General features: G+C 35.5%; 18 protein-coding genes. 8 read left to right on the top strand and 10 right to left on the bottom strand.

Annotated elements, in window-relative coordinates; genetic code table 11:
• Positions 1–27 precede the first annotated feature (27 nt).
• From EA365_14095 to EA365_14085, 3 genes are all read right to left on the bottom strand, one after another.
• Entirely contained in the window at positions 28–1,887 is a 1,860-nt protein-coding gene (locus EA365_14095) for a hypothetical protein (protein TVQ42856.1), read from the bottom strand.
• Positions 1,888–2,107: 220 nt separating this feature from the next.
• Positions 2,108–2,395, bottom strand: a complete 288-nt coding sequence (locus EA365_14090; GenBank protein ID TVQ42855.1) for a hypothetical protein — start codon at positions 2,393–2,395, stop codon at positions 2,108–2,110.
• Positions 2,396–2,596: 201 nt separating this feature from the next.
• Entirely contained in the window at positions 2,597–3,106 is a 510-nt protein-coding gene (locus EA365_14085; GenBank protein TVQ42854.1) for a hypothetical protein, read from the bottom strand.
• 382 nt (positions 3,107–3,488) lie between these two features.
• Here EA365_14085 and EA365_14080 point away from each other — a divergent pair, with 382 nt between their 5' ends.
• Positions 3,489–3,773 carry a hypothetical protein gene (locus tag EA365_14080; GenBank protein ID TVQ42853.1) on the top strand — a complete coding sequence of 95 codons (285 nt, stop codon included), beginning with the start codon at positions 3,489–3,491 and terminating at the stop codon, positions 3,771–3,773.
• Between the two features lie 236 nt (positions 3,774–4,009).
• Here the strand turns inward: EA365_14080 and EA365_14075 are convergent, their stop codons facing one another.
• Positions 4,010–5,050, bottom strand: a complete 1,041-nt coding sequence (locus EA365_14075; GenBank protein ID TVQ42852.1) for a hypothetical protein — start codon at positions 5,048–5,050, stop codon at positions 4,010–4,012.
• A 165-nt stretch (positions 5,051–5,215) separates the two neighbouring features.
• Positions 5,216–6,043: a response regulator gene (locus EA365_14070; protein TVQ42851.1), complete on the bottom strand. Its 828-nt coding sequence runs from the start codon at positions 6,041–6,043 to the stop codon at positions 5,216–5,218.
• Between EA365_14070 and EA365_14065 the strand changes: the two genes are divergently transcribed.
• On the top strand, positions 6,038–7,666 hold the full coding sequence (locus EA365_14065; protein ID TVQ42850.1) for a ShlB/FhaC/HecB family hemolysin secretion/activation protein: 1,629 nt from the start codon (positions 6,038–6,040) through the stop codon (positions 7,664–7,666). The two genes, EA365_14070 and EA365_14065, sit on opposite strands and share 6 nt — an antisense overlap.
• A 194-nt stretch (positions 7,667–7,860) precedes the next feature.
• Here EA365_14065 and EA365_14060 read toward each other — a convergent pair whose 3' ends face one another.
• The 3 genes from EA365_14060 to EA365_14050 all read right to left on the bottom strand — a co-directional run bounded on the left by EA365_14060 (position 7,861) and on the right by EA365_14050 (position 9,241).
• Entirely contained in the window at positions 7,861–8,235 is a 375-nt protein-coding gene (locus tag EA365_14060; GenBank protein ID TVQ42849.1) for a hypothetical protein, read from the bottom strand.
• A gap of 11 nt (positions 8,236–8,246) precedes the next feature.
• Positions 8,247–8,882 (bottom strand): hypothetical protein, encoded by a 636-nt coding sequence (locus EA365_14055; GenBank protein ID TVQ42848.1) that lies wholly within the window; start codon positions 8,880–8,882, stop codon positions 8,247–8,249.
• 95 nt (positions 8,883–8,977) lie between these two features.
• Positions 8,978–9,241 carry a hypothetical protein gene (locus EA365_14050; protein TVQ42847.1) on the bottom strand — a complete coding sequence of 88 codons (264 nt, stop codon included), beginning with the start codon at positions 9,239–9,241 and terminating at the stop codon, positions 8,978–8,980.
• Positions 9,242–9,414: 173 nt separating this feature from the next.
• On the opposite strand from EA365_14050, the gene EA365_14045 reads away from it, so the two are divergent.
• The gene (locus EA365_14045) at positions 9,415–9,663 is read left to right on the top strand and encodes a hypothetical protein (GenBank protein ID TVQ42846.1); all 249 of its coding nucleotides are present in this window, start codon (positions 9,415–9,417) and stop codon (positions 9,661–9,663) included.
• A 56-nt stretch (positions 9,664–9,719) separates the two neighbouring features.
• Here EA365_14045 and EA365_14040 read toward each other — a convergent pair whose 3' ends face one another.
• On the bottom strand, positions 9,720–11,762 hold the full coding sequence (locus tag EA365_14040; GenBank protein TVQ42845.1) for a CHASE2 domain-containing protein: 2,043 nt from the start codon (positions 11,760–11,762) through the stop codon (positions 9,720–9,722).
• Positions 11,763–11,820: 58 nt separating this feature from the next.
• Entirely contained in the window at positions 11,821–12,531 is a 711-nt protein-coding gene (locus EA365_14035) for a DUF928 domain-containing protein (protein ID TVQ42844.1), read from the bottom strand.
• A 9-nt stretch (positions 12,532–12,540) separates the two neighbouring features.
• On the opposite strand from EA365_14035, the gene EA365_14030 reads away from it, so the two are divergent.
• The 5 genes from EA365_14030 to EA365_14010 all read left to right on the top strand — a co-directional run bounded on the left by EA365_14030 (position 12,541) and on the right by EA365_14010 (position 18,970).
• On the top strand, positions 12,541–14,913 hold the full coding sequence (locus tag EA365_14030) for a CHAT domain-containing protein (GenBank protein ID TVQ42843.1): 2,373 nt from the start codon (positions 12,541–12,543) through the stop codon (positions 14,911–14,913).
• A complete protein-coding gene (locus EA365_14025) occupies positions 14,880–15,686 on the top strand; it encodes a DUF3598 family protein (protein TVQ42842.1) in 807 nt (268 codons plus the stop codon). The genes EA365_14030 and EA365_14025 overlap by 34 nt, the downstream gene beginning before the upstream one ends.
• The gene (locus EA365_14020) at positions 15,686–18,181 is read left to right on the top strand and encodes a filamentous hemagglutinin N-terminal domain-containing protein (protein TVQ42841.1); all 2,496 of its coding nucleotides are present in this window, start codon (positions 15,686–15,688) and stop codon (positions 18,179–18,181) included. The genes EA365_14025 and EA365_14020 overlap by 1 nt, the downstream gene beginning before the upstream one ends.
• A gap of 226 nt (positions 18,182–18,407) precedes the next feature.
• Positions 18,408–18,638 carry a hypothetical protein gene (locus EA365_14015; GenBank protein TVQ42840.1) on the top strand — a complete coding sequence of 77 codons (231 nt, stop codon included), beginning with the start codon at positions 18,408–18,410 and terminating at the stop codon, positions 18,636–18,638.
• 8 nt (positions 18,639–18,646) lie between these two features.
• Positions 18,647–18,970, top strand: coding sequence for a VapC toxin family PIN domain ribonuclease (locus EA365_14010; protein TVQ42839.1), 324 nt, complete (start codon positions 18,647–18,649; stop codon positions 18,968–18,970).
• Positions 18,971–19,009: the final 39 nt, after the last annotated feature.

Below are 19,009 nucleotides of genomic sequence, written 5' to 3'. Positions count from 1 at the left end.
ACCATTGCTGGTTTTGAGGTCTAGAGTTTAAATCCCTAGAAACGGGTCGCACATGCACATGGCTAGTAAACAATTACACAAAAAGTCTTGATAATCTGTCAAACGCTCTTGAGCAAGATGAGGTTCGAGGTTATTGAGATTAGGACGCTCGAAAAGGTTAAGGGCTTGTTTACTGATATCAAAATAGCCTCCGTTTTGTTCCATATAGTAGGTATAGTCAGTGAAAGTAGAAGTGCCGTCAGGTTTCGGATAATCAAGAGCTACAACAGGGATATTTCTAGCCAGAGCCTGGGTTAAAATACCTGAAACTAGCACTGATTTACCAGAGCGTGTAGTCCCAAAGATGGCTAAATTGCGATGTTTAGTAAATAAGTTGATGAAAATAGGAGAACTTCCGTCATCGGCAATTAACTCTAAACCTTCTAGATCAGCATCTCTGGTTTTAACTAAAGGTAAAAGTCCAATTAACTCTCCAGAAAGATAAACCTGACGACGGTTGGCAAAGGGTATAGAGAGTAAAAAATCTTTGGTTATAGGTAAAGTTTGTAACCAAATTTTCCAAGTAATATCTCTCTCTCTAACTACCCAAGCAGGTCGATGAAAACACTGTTCAACGTAGCGACAGGCTTCTTCTAATCTCTCTAGAGAACGACGATAGACAAGAAGGGAAATACCTGTATAAATAGGAACTTCACCAGAATAAAGTTTTTCTTGAGCTTCAATAGATTGCCTCGTTTTAATAGAGTTAATTACATCGATATTGGCGTGAAGAGAGGCACGCTGTATAGCTACATTAGATTGCTTAGTAAGTCTCTGTACCGCTAGCTTGATTAATGAGGGATTAGCAGGAGAAATCTGGCAGATAATTTCCGTATCAGTGACTAAATCTTTCGCTACTATGTCCCACATATATTTAAGTTCGCTGTGTTTATCTTTCCAACCTCCGGGTTTATCCCAGAAGGTAAGAACACCAATGTAACGTCCATTCAGATGTACCCATTGTCTATCGAAAATCGGAACTGATTCTCTTAATAACAGGGTTGTGATATGAAGATTAGACAGGATTTCTTCTTTGACACTTTTGTCATCTAAGATCAATTTTTGAGGAATAGGAATGGGAAGCGATTCGTTAAACTTATACCAAAGGTATTCCCAAAGGCTTTCAGCTGACATTGCTTTTATTTTTAGACCTAATTTAGCTGAAAGATACTGCTCCCAGGCTAAAAATCCATCGGTAAAGGCTTGTCTAAGGAGGGAGTGGATAGCTGTTTTTTTGTGTTTTAGTTCTTTACCCTTGAGTTGATACCAAAATAGCTCAAGTTTTGAGAGTAACTTCTCAATCCAATCAGCAGTAGGATTATTACCTTTGACTCTTTCGTGATAAGTAGCGAAAATATAAAGCTTTTTAGGTTCGCGCAATCCTTCTTCTGAGAGTTGTTTAATCCGTGCTTTTTCTCCCCACAGGAGGAATTTAAGCTCATCATGAGTTGTTTCGGCGATGAGATTATCTAGATGTTTCTGTCGCTCTTTACTACTTCTTTCTACTTTTAGGTGGAGTGTTAGGGATTCGTTAAAAGGTAAGTCTTTCAACCCCGCTTCTAGCTGGTCAAAGAGTGGGTTTATTTCGGATTCAGACATAGTGGTATGAATACCTTGAGTCTCAAAACCGAAAGTAAAGCAAAAAAGGTCTTTGTTACTTTTTTTGAGCAGATATGCTCCCACTTTCCTTCCTCTACGTTCATAACTGACAATGCTTTGAAGATGAACTAAATCCTCAAAGGGAGTTAAGTTAAAGCGCTCTTTGCCTCTACGTATAGTTTGTTGTTTGATTTTCTCTTTTGTAACTGAGCCTATTCTGTCTTGGTTGGGCTTTTTTTCTTTGTTCATTTTGCACAAATTCCACTTATATATAGGTTAGTAGTCAATAATGCTCGGTTAGGCTAGAAAAAGTTCTGGAGATGAGGTGACGGGGTGACGGGGTGACGGGGTGAAAAAGATCTCTTAGAGTAGATATCTCAATACTCTCCCAGTCTCCCAGTCTCCCAGTCCATGTCTAGGACAAAAAATCTTGTTAACCGAGCAGTATTGGGTTAGTAGTCAACTATCATCAGACTGAAATCAGTGGATTATAGATAGCTCCTCCTCGAACTATGTAGGGACATTTGTACATACGGCAGATAATCTGACTAGAATGTTTTGAAAACACTATGACGTATGTAAACATCAGTGACGCGTTAATAAAAATCAGATCTAACCAATTAAGCTGAAATATCTGCATACTTATAAATGAGAGTACAAAGATAATAGCGAAGGGGATAAGTTGGTGTGCAGCAAAAGGACCAACCTTTGGTTGCGAACCAAGAATACGATTTACGGTTCTAAATTTTTGTTCCATAGTCAACTCTCGATATTTTGATAATAAAAGGCGCTCTTCGGAGGAAGTAGGAAAGAGTTAGGTGTGATTCCGAATGCCCTGCGCTTACCAATAATCATTCTTCATTCTTCCCTCAATCCATTTCAGATAAGATTGTGGTTTTTCTCTTTTAGTAACAAGAAAAAAACAAACATATTGATGTAAAAAAAGAAGCTAGCCTCCTTAACCGCCACTTCCACCGCCAATGATAAACTGAGTTAAAAAATCAGCCGCAGTAACAAAAAGGACAACTAAAGCAGGAGTTCGAGCGGCTTGTAACCAGTCGTCGTCTTGTCGAACGCTATTAAAGACGTTAAGAAAAGCAATAACTAGATAGAGGAGAAATACGGCTCTAATGGTTAGAAAAATTAAACTTATAGTTCCTTCGTCAATCGCTAAACCTTCTGAATCGCTGAAGAATTCTTCGGCAGCTATAAAGAATTGAGCTTGAGCGGGTGAAGTCCATAGTCCTATCCAGCAAAAGACAAATATACCAATTATTCCCGAAACTAAGAATAGTTGTGATTTAAAGGCGCGCTGTTGGGCATATAGATAGTAGCAGGCGCTACCAGCTACGGCAATTATTACCATAACTGGATCTCCTTTAACTAAGTTGATTATGCTCATAGCTAGAGCGCTGAGAAAGATTTTTGTCTCGTGCTTTAATTTAGATTCGGGTAGCTTTATTAACATGATGGCTAGTCCTTAAAAATCAGATTTTGACAATGAATAATTTTTGAAACTCTCAAAGTAGAGTTGTTGAATCAATGTTGAGGATGATTCTTGAAAAGATTTTTACTTTTAAGTTGAGTATAATCAATTATTGGAAATTTATCAAGTTCCTAATCTTCAAATAATTACCGAATAATTTGAATTATAAAAAATAATTGTATTTTAGTCAAAGTTAGAACTATACTAAGATTAAATCGTTACAAAAATGTTGTACGAGTTGATTTTTGTCTGACATTATTATTGTTAATAAAATCTGCTAAAATAATTAACAGTATTTAATTTCAGCTTAATTTCTCTCAACTTTTTGTCTGACATAAAAGATTTTATTAAGATTTATTAAGCTATGTTAAAAGAGAAAAAAGAAAAAAGGATAATTTTTAGACTAGAGCAGGTGCTCAAAGAAAAGTTTTTGATGATTTGTGAAGAAATTCAGACTAGTCCTGCCTCTATTTTAAGAGAGATGGTCAAAACCTTTGTAGATGAATATAAGTCAGAAAATTGTCAAACAAATAGTGTAAGTATCAATCAAGATACCTATTTTTTACTAAAAGAAGAAGTAAAGTCTTTAAAGAAAAAAGTTGACAGTCTAGAAAGAAGACTTTCTCGCAAGTCTTCTGATAGTAAATAAGTTGAATTATACTAAAAATTAGATTTGCTATAGCAGTACTCACATTAGTTAGGACATTCTCAAATCGAGAAACCTATACGAGGGGGCGCATTTCACTCCTGACTCCTGGGTACTGCTATATAAGTAGATACTTATAGCTGAAACTCTGCACTTCAAATAGTATTATAAAAAGAATTTAGAATTTTTCTTTTTATATTCCATTGGGAAGTGTACCAATGTCGGATTGATATTTGTGATTATCTAGCTGAACTGTTACCAAAACCTTTTGCTTTATTTTGTCTGGTATTGGTTTTGATACTTAAGTTTGAGAAAGGGGGAAAATGTTGGTTGCTTGAATAGGTTTTTCGTCTCTGATTAGTTTGGGTTTCTTTCTGTGCTAAAATCTCTTTCAGGCGCTCATTTTCAGCTTTTAATCTTTGATAATCTTCTTTAATTTTGTTGAATTCCCTGGAGATTTCTTGAAGTTTTTTCTCACTTTCCTGAACTTGTTGGGTGGTAATTGCTGAAAATTCTTTTTTTGCTGTTTCTACAGTTTGGTAAATAGCGTTCTGTAATTCTGCTTCTGTATAGAGTTTTCCTTCAGCAACATTTGGGTTTTCTTCCAGTTGTAGAGAATTTTCTTCTTTTTCTAGTTCTGGGTTAGATTGAGAAGGTTTTTTGAAGAGTCCTTTTACTTTAAACTTGCGTGTTTTGAGAATATCCAAAAGATTCGTCGTTTTAGGATTGTCTAAGCTTTCTAGTTCTGTTTTGATGCTTTGTGTGGTTTCTAAGTCTAATTTGTAATGTTTTTGAACAATTTCTAGATGTTCGGAAGTAATTGGTATATTAAGTAAAATCTTGGTTTTTCTAGTGAGAAAGTCTTTGAGATCTTTGAGTTTGATTTCTTTCCTTTCTTTCTGAGAGAAAAACTCCTTTAAAAGATCACCATTAAACTTGGTAAGTTCTTTGAAGCATGAAAGTGATAAACCCCAACCAAAGCGATGTAAAAATTTTCGGTGACTTTCTGATAAATTAGAATACCAAAGTGCTATCTTGTGACAAATTTTAGCGAAATCAATAGGAAAGTATTTTTCTGTCTTAAGTATCTCTTTAAAGTAGCGCTCTGCTTTATTACCATGTTCTGAAACAAGTTCCTGTTTTAAAGATTCGAGATAATTACCTATGGCTACAATCTCGTCGAGTGTATTTTTCCAGAAAGTTTTGATTTGTTGAGAAAGTATGTCAAGATTGACTGAGGATGGAGAATTGGCAACAAAAGTATTTTGTGATATAATCATGATAGGTTTTAGTTAAATAATTGAAACCATTGGTTTTTAATTAGATGTTTTATACAAAAAATTGATTCGATTTGTATAAAACATCCTTTTTTTATCATATCACAAACTTGAAAAAGAGTCAAAATTCTTTACCCCTTTTTGTTATGTAATATAATGGTGGATAGTTTAGGTCTTTTTTTTACCGAGGTAATAAACTTTCTGTCTGCCATCTTCAAACCAGTGAAGGTGGTAGTAAGGACCGTACTGTTTTCCGTTTCTTGTTAACATTTTTTCATAAATGCCAATACCTCTATGAGTAGAATTAAATTCGTCAATATTAAGTGTATTGACATCGATTTCACCTTTTTTAAGTTTTTCTATAAGTTCGGTTGTTTCGAGAGGGAAGGGAACTGGTTTTTTTGCTTCTCGTTGCCTAGCTTGTTCTAAAGCTTGTTCGAGGACAAGTTGATGCTGCATTTGTTTTAGATCTTCGACGCTGCATGAAGGTAAAACGTTTTCGACAAGTTGTTTTATCCTATGAGAAGGAAGCTCTCTTACCATTTTGACGAGAGTTTGGAAACGAACGTTTCGGCTCTCTGAGTTGATATTCTCTAATTGTTCCAAAGAGTATTTAACAATCTCAGGTAAGTTGAAATCAGATGTAGCTGATTTAGTGATAAAATCAATGACATTATGTTTTTTCAGAGAATTACGAACATTTTCAAAATCTCCAAAAGCACTGATAACAATAATTTTGATAGATATTTTTTTGAGGCGAAGTTTTTCGATAAGTTCAAAACCATCAAAGCTCTGTCCAGGCATTTTTAGATCAGTAAAGACGAGATCAATTTTTCTCTCGAAATCATTAAGGATCATCTGGAAAGCTTCTTGGGCACTTTGAACATAAAGTACGTCATACTTACCTTCACTAATCTCTTTGGCGAGGAGTTGACGAATCAGAGGTTCAAAATCAGTTTCATCATCAACAAAAAGAAGTGTGTACTTGTCTTGCATAATTTGTTTTCTAAGATTTTATTAGGAATGTTTTTGAAAATTATTGTAAAAATTGGCTTACTAATTACACTATGGGGTGATGGTTATTATATTGTCTTAAATCAAAAAAACCCTTCTGCATCTGCCTCTGCATCTGATATTTCTTACTGTTTTGCTGTGGAGAGAATAGTTTTGCTCAACAATACTATTTTACCAAAAGATGAGGTAGAAAAAATCTTAGCCCTAAATGAGGAGATGGTCTGTTGGGAGGAATTGCTTGCTTATGCTGAACAATTAACGGAGCTTTACGTCAATTCTGGGTATATCACGAGTGTTGTCATAGTACCAGAACAAAAAGTTTCAGAGGAAATACAGCTAATTGCCTATGAGGGCAAACTAGAAAATGTAGAAATATCTGGTTTATCAAGAGTTAAATCCGCTTATGTCAAATCTAGGTTATCGAAATTAGTAGGCAGAGTGCTAAATATTTTTGAGGTTGAAGTTGCTTTGGGGCAACTCTCTGCTGATGCGCTGTTCGAGACTGTTCAAGGGGAATTGAAACAGGGTTCAACTCCAGGTAGTACCGTGCTTCAGGTAACTTTAAAGGAAGCGCCTTCGTTTTTAATTGATTTGGGCTTTGATAACTATCAATCCCCTTTAGTGGGAGAGTTACAAGTTCAAGTAGGATTTAATTTATTGAATTTGTCGGGATATGGAGACAGTTATCAAACTGCTTTTCAGTGGAGTGAGGGAGCTAATAAGATTATTAACAATTATTTTTTACCTCTCAATTCTCTTTCTGGGGGATTGACAGTGTTTTATGAAACCACTAACTCTCGGGTCATTTTGTCAGAACTAAAAGAAGCAGGAATTCGTTTTCAATCTTCTAGTTATGGTATTGGCTGGATTCAACCAATTAGAAAAAATAGTAGTGAGCAGTTAAGTTTTGGCATTAGTCTAGAGTTTAAAGATAGTCGGAGTTTTATTCTAGAAAATCAACCTTTTTCTTTTAGTGAAGCATCAGTCGATGGTGTTACTAAATTTAGAGTAATCAGAATTTTACAGGATTGGGTTAATCAAAATCCTCAACAATATTTTGTCTTGCGAACCAGGCTTAATTTTGGATTAGATAGTTTTGAGGCTAGATTATCGGAAACTTTCAAAACAACACCAGTTTATTTGTTTGGGCAGTTTCAGTATGGTAGGAGAGTTCAATCAAGATTGGTTTTGGTGGGGAGGTTTGGGTTTGGGTTTACTACATCTCCTCTTCCTCCACCCTTACAGTTTGAGATAGGTGGACCATATACTGTAAGGGGTTATGCTAGACCTACCAAGTTAGGGGATAATGGAATTTTTATTTCTAGTGAGCTGCAAGTTGCTTTATTACAAAGTGATAGATTTGGTAGTTTAGAATTAATACCCTTTGTTGATTTTGGGACGGTATGGCACAGTGGCAATCTTCGCTCTTTTGATAGTGATGGGTCTCTTGCCAGCATTGGTATAGGTTTCAGGTATTATTTTAAAGAAGTCCTAACAGTTAGATTGGATTATGGAATTCCTTTGGTAGAGGTGGAAAAAGTGGGCAAAGGCATTTCCAATCAAGGTTTTTACTTTTCAATTTATTTAGTACCAGTGCGATTTTGAGAAAAAAGTCAAACTTATTCTAAGATCCTCAATTAATAATAGTTTAAGTACAGTCAGTTAAAACCCAATTCATCATTTATTTCAAAAAGCGATCTTGCGAAAGTATTTGATGACAGATGCTGTGAAATCAAAAAGCTGGAGGTGACTAAAATGGCTGATGACTTAATCGGAAAAAAAGGTTAAAGCGGCGTAAATTAATTTAACAAACAAACAGGTAACCAACTTTGTTTGCCATTTTCAAAAGTTACCTGAGCAAGCTGTCCATTAGACTGAATCATCCACTGTTCAATCTGAATTAAAATCTCTTTGACTAATTGTTCACTTGGTTTTTTCTTGGTTAAGGCGTTAAAACTTAAACTAGCCAAATCCATTATTTCAGTATAGGAGATCGCTCTCCAAACATTATCACTGCCCTTTTTTCGTTTAGCCCAGGATTCATAAGGAGGAAAATACTCAATTCCATTCTCACAAAACAAATTTAGGAGTTGAGCAGCCAGAGTATCTATTTGAGGCAAGTTTCTCAAATGTTGGGTTGCGCGCATAAGAAAAATTTGAGTCAACTTTATCATAATAACCTGAGTTATATATTTTTGGGCTTTAAAGAATTTTTTACTTCATTTAGTAATCTGTTTATTACAGCGTCAGTGGTCAAACAACCAACAGATTTTTGATATTCTATTAATCTCTCCCAAGTGGATTGCTCTACCTTAACATACCACTCAGAACCTAATCCTGGACGATAATTAATGCCTTCTTGAATTGTTTTATTTTGAGTGGCAGATGGTGCCCACCAATCTAAATCCTGAAGTTGCATTAACTCTCTTTGACCATTTTCAAATTCAACAAGAGCGGAATTTCGGTTTGGCAATGCTGTTACTCTACCTTTTTGTCCTGATAAAATAAGATGATTAGCAATAACGGTTACTTTCTGACCAATACCAGGTGCGGATTTCGGCTCAAATATTTCACTCTCATCAGAATCAATAAATGGGGAACGAGTTACTTTTTCCCCAATATTAGCTGTATTCATTGAGTAGATATTCTTACCTCGTTGTACCTTGCTGGCTGAACTTGTCTGATTGTTAAGTTTTGTATCTGCGGTTTTTCCGCAGATAGCCTGTCTTAATTTGCGGACCATTTTTTCATCTACTGCAACAATACGAGCAATTTCACGATTACTCCACTGACTCCATTGCTCATCTTCAAGTAGTCTCAATACCGCTCTTCGCTTATCGGCATTACTCCGTCTAAGTCCATGAGTGGCGTTTGCTCCAACAGAGTAGAGAATTGCATCTCTTCGATTACCTTGTTTTATCCTAGCCGTAATTTTTTTAATCCCATGGAGGAAGCAGCTTCTACTCTATGAAAACCGTCTGCTAACCAATAATCAGTACCATCGTAGAAAACTACCACAGGAGGAAATTCCGCTCCTGCTTTCATTTGTGCTGCATACTCTTCCATAGTGGGGGAATGAATAGCTGTCCTCGGTTGAGTTCCCCCATCTCGTCTAATTTGGAAAATATCTAGAAATACTACTTCTGAATCGCTATTTTGATGAGAAGTGTTAATGTTCATAAGCAGATAACTGTTTTTCAAGAAGAGTCTTTTCTATTTAATCTAGGATAATAAAGAAAGTTGACAAAAACTTGAACAAGCTTGTAATCTTATTGTTTCTTTACATTGGTAGTGTATATCCTCTCTCATTAGATGATTTGAGATAAAGTAGTGAAAAAAGAAGATAATTGAAAATGAAAACAAGCAAGAAATCTGACTATAGACCAGGAGAGCATCCGAATTCATTAGCCAACCTTATTCATGAAGGGAGACCAAAAGCTTATGGAGCAGACAAAAAGCAGCGTTATCTATCGATTACCGAAGAAGGATGGAAGGGTGCAAAAGATATCGCCGAAATGCTTGAATGTAGAGGTGTTTCCGACTTAATTGAAAAATTGGGTAGAGGAGAGTTAAAAATAATTTCATCTAAAATCAAAATATAATGGTAATCAGATTAAACGTTCAAAACTTTTATCTTTGCTTGGTTTTGAACTGCTCATTACCGACTTTGATTTTGAGATAAAGGAAATTTGATTTTAAATTCAGTAATATTATTAGAGCTAGAAGCAGTTATTTCACCCTGGTGCTTAGTGACGATCATCTGACACAATGGTAATCCCAAACCTAAACCTTTTCGCGTTTGTTTAGTGGTGAAAAAAGGTTCAAATAAGCGTTCTTTAATTTGAGGGGAAATACCGATCCCATTGTCAATAATACTAAGTTCCACCCATTTACCAAGAGAGCGAGTGGCGAAGATGATTACAGGTGGTGGAAAAGGTTGAACTTTAGCCCTTTCGCAAACAGCGTGAATAGCGTTTTCTGTCAAGTTGATGATTACTTGTGCAATTTCTGTTCTGTTTCCTAAAAAAGTGGGCAAGTTTTTTTCAAGTTGATAATTTATAGTAAAGTTGCATTCTTTTTCCTCAGTTTCGGAATCTTGAAAACTTTTAGAGACTAAATTAGCACAGGTGGTCACAGCAGCATTCAGGTCTATTTGTACTAAAGTCGGTTCATTTTTAAGGGGAACGATGTTTTTAATGATATCCTCAGCTACCTGAATTTGGCGTATTGTTAATTCAATATTCTCTACGCAAAGATTATATGTTTCAAAAAATTGAGTAGGATCTTCTTCACCAAAAGGTTGCTCGAAGATTCCGTTGAAAATTTTCATTAGGGTTGTAGAGTGTTTTTCTAATAGCTTAAGGTAGTTTTTGCAGAGAAAAATAGGGTTGCGCAGTTCGTGAGCTACACCTGCTGTTAACAAACCAAGGTAGGCTGTTTTTTCTTGGATAATCATTTGTTCCTGCATTTGGGTTAGCTTTTTTAACATGAAGCTTAGCTTATCGGTGCGTTTAGCCACGATAGATTCAAGTTCCTGGTTAGTTTTTTGAAGCTTATTGATGTAGAGTCCGTTACCTAAGAGTACTGAATTAAACCAAATACCTATGACACCAGGTACTACGGGCAACCAACCACCTTTGAGAAAAGCTATATAGGCGATCCCTATTAAAAATAAACTAAGAATTATCCCTTGAAAGAAAAGACAGACAGGAATTGACAAATTTTTATTATTTATGTTGATTTTAAGTATAGTAAGAGGTAATAGACACCACAAGGAGATCCAGATGTATTCTAAAGGTTCAGAGAGAAACCAGACTAAAGGTCTTCCCTCTAAAGCGTTAGCCAGGATAGCTGAAGCAGTGTTGGCATGAATATGAACTCCAAAAACCTGTTCGGGGAAGTCTCGTGTTAAGGAGAAGCTAAAAGGAGTTTGAAAAGTATCTTTCAAACTGTGAGCAGTAGAGCCAATGAGGACAATTCTATCTTTGATAAGAGAAGAATCATAATTATTATCTAGAATATCTTGTAGCAATAGAGTTTCAAAGTTTTGGGGAGGTCTGCGCCAGGGTAGCAGCATCTGGTAAAAACCGTCTTCAGCTTTAACATAACCTCCATGATTTTGATTAAAGGGAGGATATTCTTGTTGACCTATTTGCATCCAACCTGATGAAGACGGTTGAGGTTGAATATTTTCTTTTTCTAGGTATTTAATTGCCAGAGCTAATCCTAGACTAGGTATATTTGGTGAAGTTGTGGGTAAAGGAAAGAGAATGGTACGTCTAACTACCCCATCGCTATCAATAATTACTCCACTATCGGCATATCTTTCTTCTTCTGCTAAAATAGGATGGGGTGGGATTTTTTCTGAACCTGCCATTAGGGAAATACCAATAATCTCTGGAGTTTCTTTAAGTACTTGAGCAAGTTCTTCTGTTCCAGGAGGTATAGGTATATCTCGGTGTAGATCAATCCCAAGTACCCTAGGTTGGTTAGAACTAATATTGCGAATTGCTTGAGCTAGTGTGGCATCACTAATTGAAACTTTTTGTCTTCTCTGGATTTGGCTTTCATTAATAGCAACAATGGTTATTCTAGGGTCTTTTGACTCATTTGGTAAATTTTGTAGGTAAATATCGTAAGTTTTTAGTTCAAGATACTGGAGCAGACCTAAGACTCTTGCTAAACAGATGAGCAAGCACATGCTTACAATTGGGAGCAAGAATGAGGTTTTTTTGAACAAGTTTTTTTTAGACAAAATTTTATTCTGTAAATAAAAAAATATTAACTTCTTTTAAGAGTTGAGCAAATAGCTGTGAGTTACCACTAGAGTAAGCATAATACAGAGAATCATACCAAATCCCTTGTCTAGCTGACAAGATCGCATTGGTTTCTAAGGAATAATTAAAAGATTGATTTCTCTTACTTATTACTTTAAACATAGTAGAGCTGAAATAATTAGAGGATGGTCTTTGTAGATTGCACACAACAGTAACCGTCCATCTGTAAGTCTGGTTAATTTTTAAAGGTTCAACCGTATCAGGTAAAGTAAATTGCATCAACTTCAAAGATGGAGACCCATCAGCGATAAAAATTTGCTCGAAAATAGGTTCAGTCCTTCCCACTTCAACTAAAGTAAACTTGATAGTACGAGATTGATTTTCTTCTAGATTTAGATACCAAAAAAAGGTAGGATGGGTTTGAGCTGTTAAACCTAAGTGGTCATCAGGAGCGAGAATCTGTAGAAAAATTCTCTTATTATTTCCAGGACATTGACCTCTTACTGCTCCAGAAGTTACTGTTCTATTTGGTTCTCTCCTTTGGATGTTATGATAATATCTAGGTTGTTGATGAACAGTCCGATTCTCGTTTTGGTTGCGCTCTGAAGATGCGTAGATAGCCTTAAGATTGAGAGAAATAACAGCTATAAATCCTATCAGACAAACTTCGAGCCAGAAATTATTAAATCTCATTTTACTTCAATGATTTTTCAAAAAGAAATTGCCAAAAAGCTTTTGATTATAATAATTTTTTGGTTGAGTGCTACTCAAGCTCAGGCTTCGACTCAAACCTTACAAAAACTTTGGCAGCAAGGCGACTATATTAATATTATTAACATTTTAGAAGCCGAAATTAATAATACTGAATATGACGAAAATCAATTAGCAGATATTTATGTTTATCTTTCAGCTAGCTACGCTGAATTGGGAAGATATAGTGAAGCTCATGATAATCTAGTTCGAGCATTAGCTATATATCGAAAGAAAGGAGAAAAGTTAAAAGAAGCAGCTGTTTTGACTGATTTGAGTCAGATAAACTTGATGTTAGCCAAAAATCAAATAGCTTTCAACCAAAGTGAATTGGCGTTATCTTTGCTAGAAGAAAAAAATCATTTAAATATCGAAATAAAAGCTCACCTTATTAAAGGAAAAGCTTTACTTTTAATGCGTAATTATGAAGCAGCTTTTGAGTCTTATAGGGAAGCTTTTTTGTTAGGGGAACTTTTGGCTAATCCAAATGTTAAAGCGAAGGTATATCTTAATTTCAGTGAAGCTCATTTAGTATATTCTCAAGCTTTGCTTTCTGATGCTGATTATTTGGAGTCAGAAGGTTTTAGAGAGGAGGCGGAAAAATATCGAGAATTATCTAGACATGAATTTGAAAAAGCCAGAGAGCAAATTGTCGAAGCCAATAAATTCTCAGATAGTCTAGACAATTTATTAATAGCTCAAATTCAGTTACATATGTTGGAAATTATTCCAGAATTAGCTAACTGGGAATTAGCAGTTACCACAATATCGGCAATTCCTGATTCAGTAAAAAAAGCAGAATTACTCCGAAGATTGTTTGAATTCAGTAATTCTGATAATCTTTTTTTAGAGTGGGCAAAAACAGTGTCTCAAAACATAGGAGATACCTATAGTTTAGCACTAACTCTATTAGTTCAGAGTGAGAGGGCATTTTCTGATGAGGATTTCCTAAATGCTTTGGAATTAATCCAAAAGGCTATCTCTTTAGCTAGTGAAACCCTTGCTGAAGATATTCTTTATCAAGCATGGTTTAGAGCAGCTGAGTTAAACAGAGTTTTAGGAAAAAATGAGCAAGCGCAGCTAAACTATCGCAGAGCCTTAACTTCTCTTCAAAGTTTGCGAGGGAAGACAAGGGATTCTAAATTTTTTCAGCTTGACTATGAAAAAGAGATAGAACCAATATATCGTGGTTATTTACATTTCCTGCTTTCTTACCCCACAGAAAATAATTTAACAGAAGCAGTACAAGTGTTTGAGTTAATGCAATTGAGTGACTTAGAGAGTTTTTTTGGAGATCGCTGTTTTGAGGAGCATCTTGATAATTATCAACCTTCAGAAGTTCTTTTAGAGACAAATTCAGTAGCGCTTTATGCTATTTCCACGGAATCAACCCTGCATATTTTGTTAATTACCGCTGATGGAGTAATTCATCATCATACAGTAGCAATTGGTTCTCAATCCTTAGATGAAATACTAGTAAAATGGAGATATAACCTAGAAGACTATGCTACAGACCGCTATCTAGAAACATCTTGGTGGCTCTATGAAAAAATGATTCAACCTTTGGAGGAAACCCTAGCTCAAATCAATCCTTCTGCAATAGTATTTATAGGAGATCGCTTTTTTCGTAATGTTCCTCTAGATGCGCTGCACAATGGAGAGAAATTTTTAATAGAAAAATATCCGCTCGTAACTACCCTTGGTTTGCAATTGACTGATTTTAGAGAATTGGAGCAGCCAAAGCGTGCCTTAATCTTTGCACTAACTGTAGAAAGACCCCCTTTTAGTCAATTAGAGTTTGCTCAGTTTGAGGCAAATCAGGTTGCTGTTATAATTCCTGGGGCTAAAAAATTTTTAGATAAAGATTTTACAAGAGATAAATTAGCGAGTGAGCTAGCCAAATGGAGAAATTTGTCAACGGTTCATCTAATTACTCACGGTAATTTTGGCGGAACTTTAGAAAGAACTTTTTTACAAACCTATGATAATAGTATTTCGATAATGGAACTAGAGGATTTGATGACAGAAGGTAAGCTAAGTGTTAATTTATTAGTATTAAGTGGTTGTCAGACTGCTACTGGAAATTCTCGCTCAATTTTAGGTTTGGCAGGAGTAACTGTTAGAGGAAATGTTCAAAGTGTAGTAGGTAGTTTATGGTTTGTCAATGATCAAGAAACAGCTAGGTTAATGGAATACTTTTATCAAAACCTTTATGGAGGTATAATGAGCAAAGCTGAAGCACTACAACAAGCTAAGGTAGAGCTAATGCAGTTATCGTCCCACCCTAAAGGATGGTCAGCATTTATTTTGATTGGGAAGTGGTAAATAAATTTTTGTTTATGGATAAATTAAGCAGAGAAGAAAATTGGAAGAGTTTCTGCACTCATCATGCTGTAGGAGACTGGCACGGTATTTTTTTGAAATATTCAAGTGAAGGTGAATTAGTCGAAGAGTCACGGATCATCCGAAGTTTTTATCATATTCCTGAAATCAACCAAATAATTCATCACAACCATTACATCTATCCAAATGGTCAGTCTAAATCTGTTACTTTTAGAAACTTGAATCAGGATAATTGCAAAGCTATTTACCTTGAAGGTAGTTTTACTTGGGGTAACGAGAGGTTTGTTAGTGGTACGCCTATGGGTAGTGAAATTGGTTTTAAACAAGCAGATAAAAGGGTTAGTGCTTCTTTTATTTATGCAGATGATGGACAGATAAAAGCTGTATATCTTATTATCGAAAAGCTCACGGAGATTGATTCAGCATCTTTTCCCGTTGCTGTAGCAATTGAGAGTTTTGATAGCAACTTAGAAAAAAGATGGTCAACTATCCAAATTGTTAATTCAGACTGGGAATATCATGAAAGAAAAATGCTCTTTCAACAGATTAGGCATAGGCAAGAGTCTGATTTAGAAATGTTGACTATAAATAACAATAATATTCGCTTGAGTTGTCCTAAGTTAATTAGAGAAGATAGTAGTTTTTCTCAGGAGTTAGAGTGGTTTGAACCTTCAATTTGCTTAACGGGAATTAGAACCTATAGTCAAGGATGTTTTGAGAAATTTGAACTGAGAACATTTAGATTAGAAGAGTGATGAAAACTTATCGAACGCTGAAAATAGTTTTGATTTTATGGTTTAAATTGATTGTTAGCTCGGGAAGCTCAGCTCAAGTAATACCCGACAGTAGTCTTCCCCAAGATTCTAGAGTTATCAGAGAAGGGAATACAATTATTATTGAAGGAGGGACGAAGAAGGGAAGTAATCTTTTCCATAGTTTGAGGAAATTTTCTCTCAGGCAATTTGAGACAGTTATTCTTAATAATCCTGCTGTTTCTGAGAATGTTTTTTTGAGAGTAACAGGAGATTCACCTTCTTTCATTGACGGAACTTTGAGAAGTCTAGGAAATGCTAATCTTTTTTTGCTCAACCGGAATGGCATTTCTTTTGGTAAAAATGCAATTTTAGAGGTTGGAGGAGATTTTATGGCTACAACAGCTTCAAGTATAATTTTTGCCGATGGAAGTAAATTTCTTTCTCTAAGACAGAGTCAAGAGAATAATTTGCTATCTGTCAGTAGGCCCATAGGTCTAGAAATGTTTGAGAATAGTGGAAGCATCGACGTTAATAATGTAGGACATCAGTTAAGAGGTTTTACTAATCCTTTTACATCTCTTAATTTAGAAGAAAATCCACTCGGTTTGAGCGTTTCATCTGGTAACAGCATTATTTTTGTTGGTAACGGGGTCAATTTTGAAGGAGGTATAGTTACTGCCAAATCTGGTCAAGTAGAAATTTGGAGTATCCAAAATGGTTCTTTAAATTTGTTGGTTTCTAATTCTTCTTATAGGGTCACTCCTAACAACGTTGCCGAATGGGGAAATATTCTTTTGAATAATCGTTCACTACTTGATGCTAGTTCTTTTCCTGGTGGAAATAATAATTCTGGTGATATTTCTCTTTATGGTAAAACTATTGAGCTAAATTTAGCTTCCGTAATCATCAGTCAGAATGAAAGTGCCGAAGCAAGAGGTGGAAACATAAAACTATTTGGAAGTGATTCGATAGTGCTTAGGGGAGTTTCTCCGTCAGAAACTGCAATATCATCAAATTTGGTTATCTCCTCGACTTTAGGTAATGGTCAGGGTGGAAACATAGAAGTTGATACCCTCGCTTTGTCTATTTTTGATGGTTCGAGGTTGGGGACTAGAAGCTATGGAATAGGTTCTAGTGGTGATATTCGTATCAAGGCTGAGAATATTAATTTGGAAGGTGTTTCTTCACTAAATCCTTTTCTGACAAGTGCTATAACTTCCAATGCTCTATCAGAAGGTAGTTCTGGTTCTATATATATAATTAGTAATAATATTAAGATTACTGGGGGAGCTGTAATTGGTTCGGTAACTCTTAATCAGGGAAACGGTGGCAATGTTAGCGTCACGGCAGAAACTATATTTCTTAGAGGAAATAGTCCAATTTTAGCACCTAGCTCTATTTCAGGAACAACTTTTAATCAAGGAAGAGGTGGTAACTTAGTTCTTGATGCCGAAAAAATTTACGTATATGATGGAGCTGCCATAACAACTTCTTCTCTAGGTTTAGGTGATGGTGGGGATATTAGTATTAAAGCACAAGAGCTTATAGTTAGTGGTTCTAATAATTCTGTAGATGGTAGAGTGATTGTTAGTGGGATTAGTTCTTCAGTTATTATCCCCATTGAGTTTGAGAATGATTTTTTTCAACTTAATCAGATTAGCAATCAACCTTCATCAGGCTCTATCCGAATTGAAGCAGATAAGTTTTATGTAGATAGAGCGATTATTAGCGTAGGTAATGCAGGTTTTGGTCTAGGTGGTGAGATATATATAAATGCAAATGAGTTTTTTTTGCAAGGCGGAGAGGTTAGCGCTCTATCTTTTGCAGGTCAAGGAGGTAATACATCTCTAAATCTAAAAAAATTAGTTTTGAATGATGGAGCGTTAATTAATGCTTCTGCAGGCGAACAAGGTAATGGTGGTAATGTGAATATTAATGGAGGAATAACGATTTTGTTTGATGAAAGTAATATAATTGCTAATGCTATTAAAGGTAATGGTGGTAATATAAAAATTTCGGTAGATGGTTTTTTTGCTTCTTTTCAGAGCCTTATTAGTGCTTCATCTCAGTTTGGTCTTGATGGAAATGTTGAGATTGATAGTGATATCAGTAATCTGCGACGTATCTTTTTGATGCCTCGTATTGCACTAGAACCTGCTGAAAAAATGTTAGAAGAATCTTGTGAAGTTAAATTTTTTGGGGATCGGCTCAACCGTTTTTCTTTGAGGGAATTTCCTCAATCAAATAATCTTATTAATTACGGTGATTTTATAAGTTTAACCGTGATTGAGATCCCTTTTCTGATGCAATATATTCCTGAAGATACTGAGTTACAAACTGAGGAAACAAAAGATTTACCTATTCCGGCAACAACTATCGCTATGATGTCAGATGGTACATTAGTTCTGGTAAATGAAGCTAGATTGGCTAGCCAAAATTTTCCTCAATTCCCTAAAAGACCTGATTTCTGTAGGAAGAGGGACGTTTCTAAATGATTAATCCCACTTTTCTCACGTCAACTAGTAATATGAAGAGAGTTAAGCAATACTGCTCACACTAGCTGTAGCGACCTGTCGAAGGCAGATCTGAGCGAAGCGAGAGTGCGCACTCCTCCTTCTCTTATCCCTCAACCTACTACCTCTCATACAACCATTATTCACTGATAATGGATTAGAATTTGATTAGTCCCTTGAAGCTATTGAATAATAATGGTAATTAAATATGACTCATTCTGTTACCTTAAATCTTCCTGATCATTTATATTCTCCTTTATTAGAAAAGGCAAATCAAATAGGAAAAAAGCCAGAAGAATTAATGATTGAATATTTACAAACTATGATTAATAATACAGAAGATGACCCCGTAGAGGAGTTTATAGGGGCGTTTAATAGTGATTTTGCCGACTGGACAGAAAAACATGATGTTTATTTGGGAAAGTCTTTATCTGAATAATAATCAAGATGTTAGAAATCTTTGTTGATACGTCTGGGTGGGGGAATTTAGTTGATCAAAGTCAACCCTATCATCAGTTAATGGTGCAGTTATATCGTGAAGCGAAACAACAAAAAAGACGGTTAATTACCAGCAACTATGTGCTCACTGAGGTAGTGGCTTTATTAACCAGTCCGTTAAGAATCCCTCGTCCTAAAATTATTAGTTTTGTCAATAGTTTAAAACAATCTCCTTATATTGATATTATCCATATTGATAAAGATAAAGATGATGAAGCCTGGATTTTATTGGCTAGTCGGGAGGATAAGGAATGGAGTTGTGCGATTCGTTGAAGTCAGGAGCATCTAGAAACTAGACTGGTATGGACTTCC

The organism is Gloeocapsa sp. DLM2.Bin57 (assembly GCA_007693955.1).
Lineage (GTDB): Bacteria > Cyanobacteriota > Cyanobacteriia > Cyanobacteriales > Gloeocapsaceae > Gloeocapsa.
The sequence above is the reverse complement of the archived record's forward strand: the minus strand, read 5'-3'. Positions and strand labels throughout refer to the sequence as shown.

What these genes read in the sequence shown, in the direction of transcription:
- EA365_14015 (TVQ42840.1), top strand. Translation starts at nt 18,408, where the DNA reads ATGACTCATTCTGTTACCTTAAATCTTCCTGATCATTTATATTCTCCT.
- EA365_14085 (TVQ42854.1), bottom strand. Translation starts at nt 3,106, where the DNA reads ATGTTAATAAAGCTACCCGAATCTAAATTAAAGCACGAGACAAAAATC.
- EA365_14075 (TVQ42852.1), bottom strand. Translation starts at nt 5,050, where the DNA reads ATGATTATATCACAAAATACTTTTGTTGCCAATTCTCCATCCTCAGTC.
- EA365_14040 (TVQ42845.1), bottom strand. Translation starts at nt 11,762, where the DNA reads ATGTGCTTGCTCATCTGTTTAGCAAGAGTCTTAGGTCTGCTCCAGTAT.
- EA365_14050 (TVQ42847.1), bottom strand. Translation starts at nt 9,241, where the DNA reads ATGAACATTAACACTTCTCATCAAAATAGCGATTCAGAAGTAGTATTT.
- EA365_14060 (TVQ42849.1), bottom strand. Translation starts at nt 8,235, where the DNA reads ATGATAAAGTTGACTCAAATTTTTCTTATGCGCGCAACCCAACATTTG.
- EA365_14070 (TVQ42851.1), bottom strand. Translation starts at nt 6,043, where the DNA reads ATGCAAGACAAGTACACACTTCTTTTTGTTGATGATGAAACTGATTTT.
- EA365_14030 (TVQ42843.1), top strand. Translation starts at nt 12,541, where the DNA reads ATGATTTTTCAAAAAGAAATTGCCAAAAAGCTTTTGATTATAATAATT.
- EA365_14095 (TVQ42856.1), bottom strand. Translation starts at nt 1,887, where the DNA reads ATGAACAAAGAAAAAAAGCCCAACCAAGACAGAATAGGCTCAGTTACA.
- EA365_14080 (TVQ42853.1), top strand. Translation starts at nt 3,489, where the DNA reads ATGTTAAAAGAGAAAAAAGAAAAAAGGATAATTTTTAGACTAGAGCAG.
- EA365_14020 (TVQ42841.1), top strand. Translation starts at nt 15,686, where the DNA reads ATGAAAACTTATCGAACGCTGAAAATAGTTTTGATTTTATGGTTTAAA.
- EA365_14035 (TVQ42844.1), bottom strand. Translation starts at nt 12,531, where the DNA reads ATGAGATTTAATAATTTCTGGCTCGAAGTTTGTCTGATAGGATTTATA.
- EA365_14045 (TVQ42846.1), top strand. Translation starts at nt 9,415, where the DNA reads ATGAAAACAAGCAAGAAATCTGACTATAGACCAGGAGAGCATCCGAAT.
- EA365_14090 (TVQ42855.1), bottom strand. Translation starts at nt 2,395, where the DNA reads ATGGAACAAAAATTTAGAACCGTAAATCGTATTCTTGGTTCGCAACCA.
- EA365_14025 (TVQ42842.1), top strand. Translation starts at nt 14,880, where the DNA reads ATGGTCAGCATTTATTTTGATTGGGAAGTGGTAAATAAATTTTTGTTT.
- EA365_14010 (TVQ42839.1), top strand. Translation starts at nt 18,647, where the DNA reads ATGTTAGAAATCTTTGTTGATACGTCTGGGTGGGGGAATTTAGTTGAT.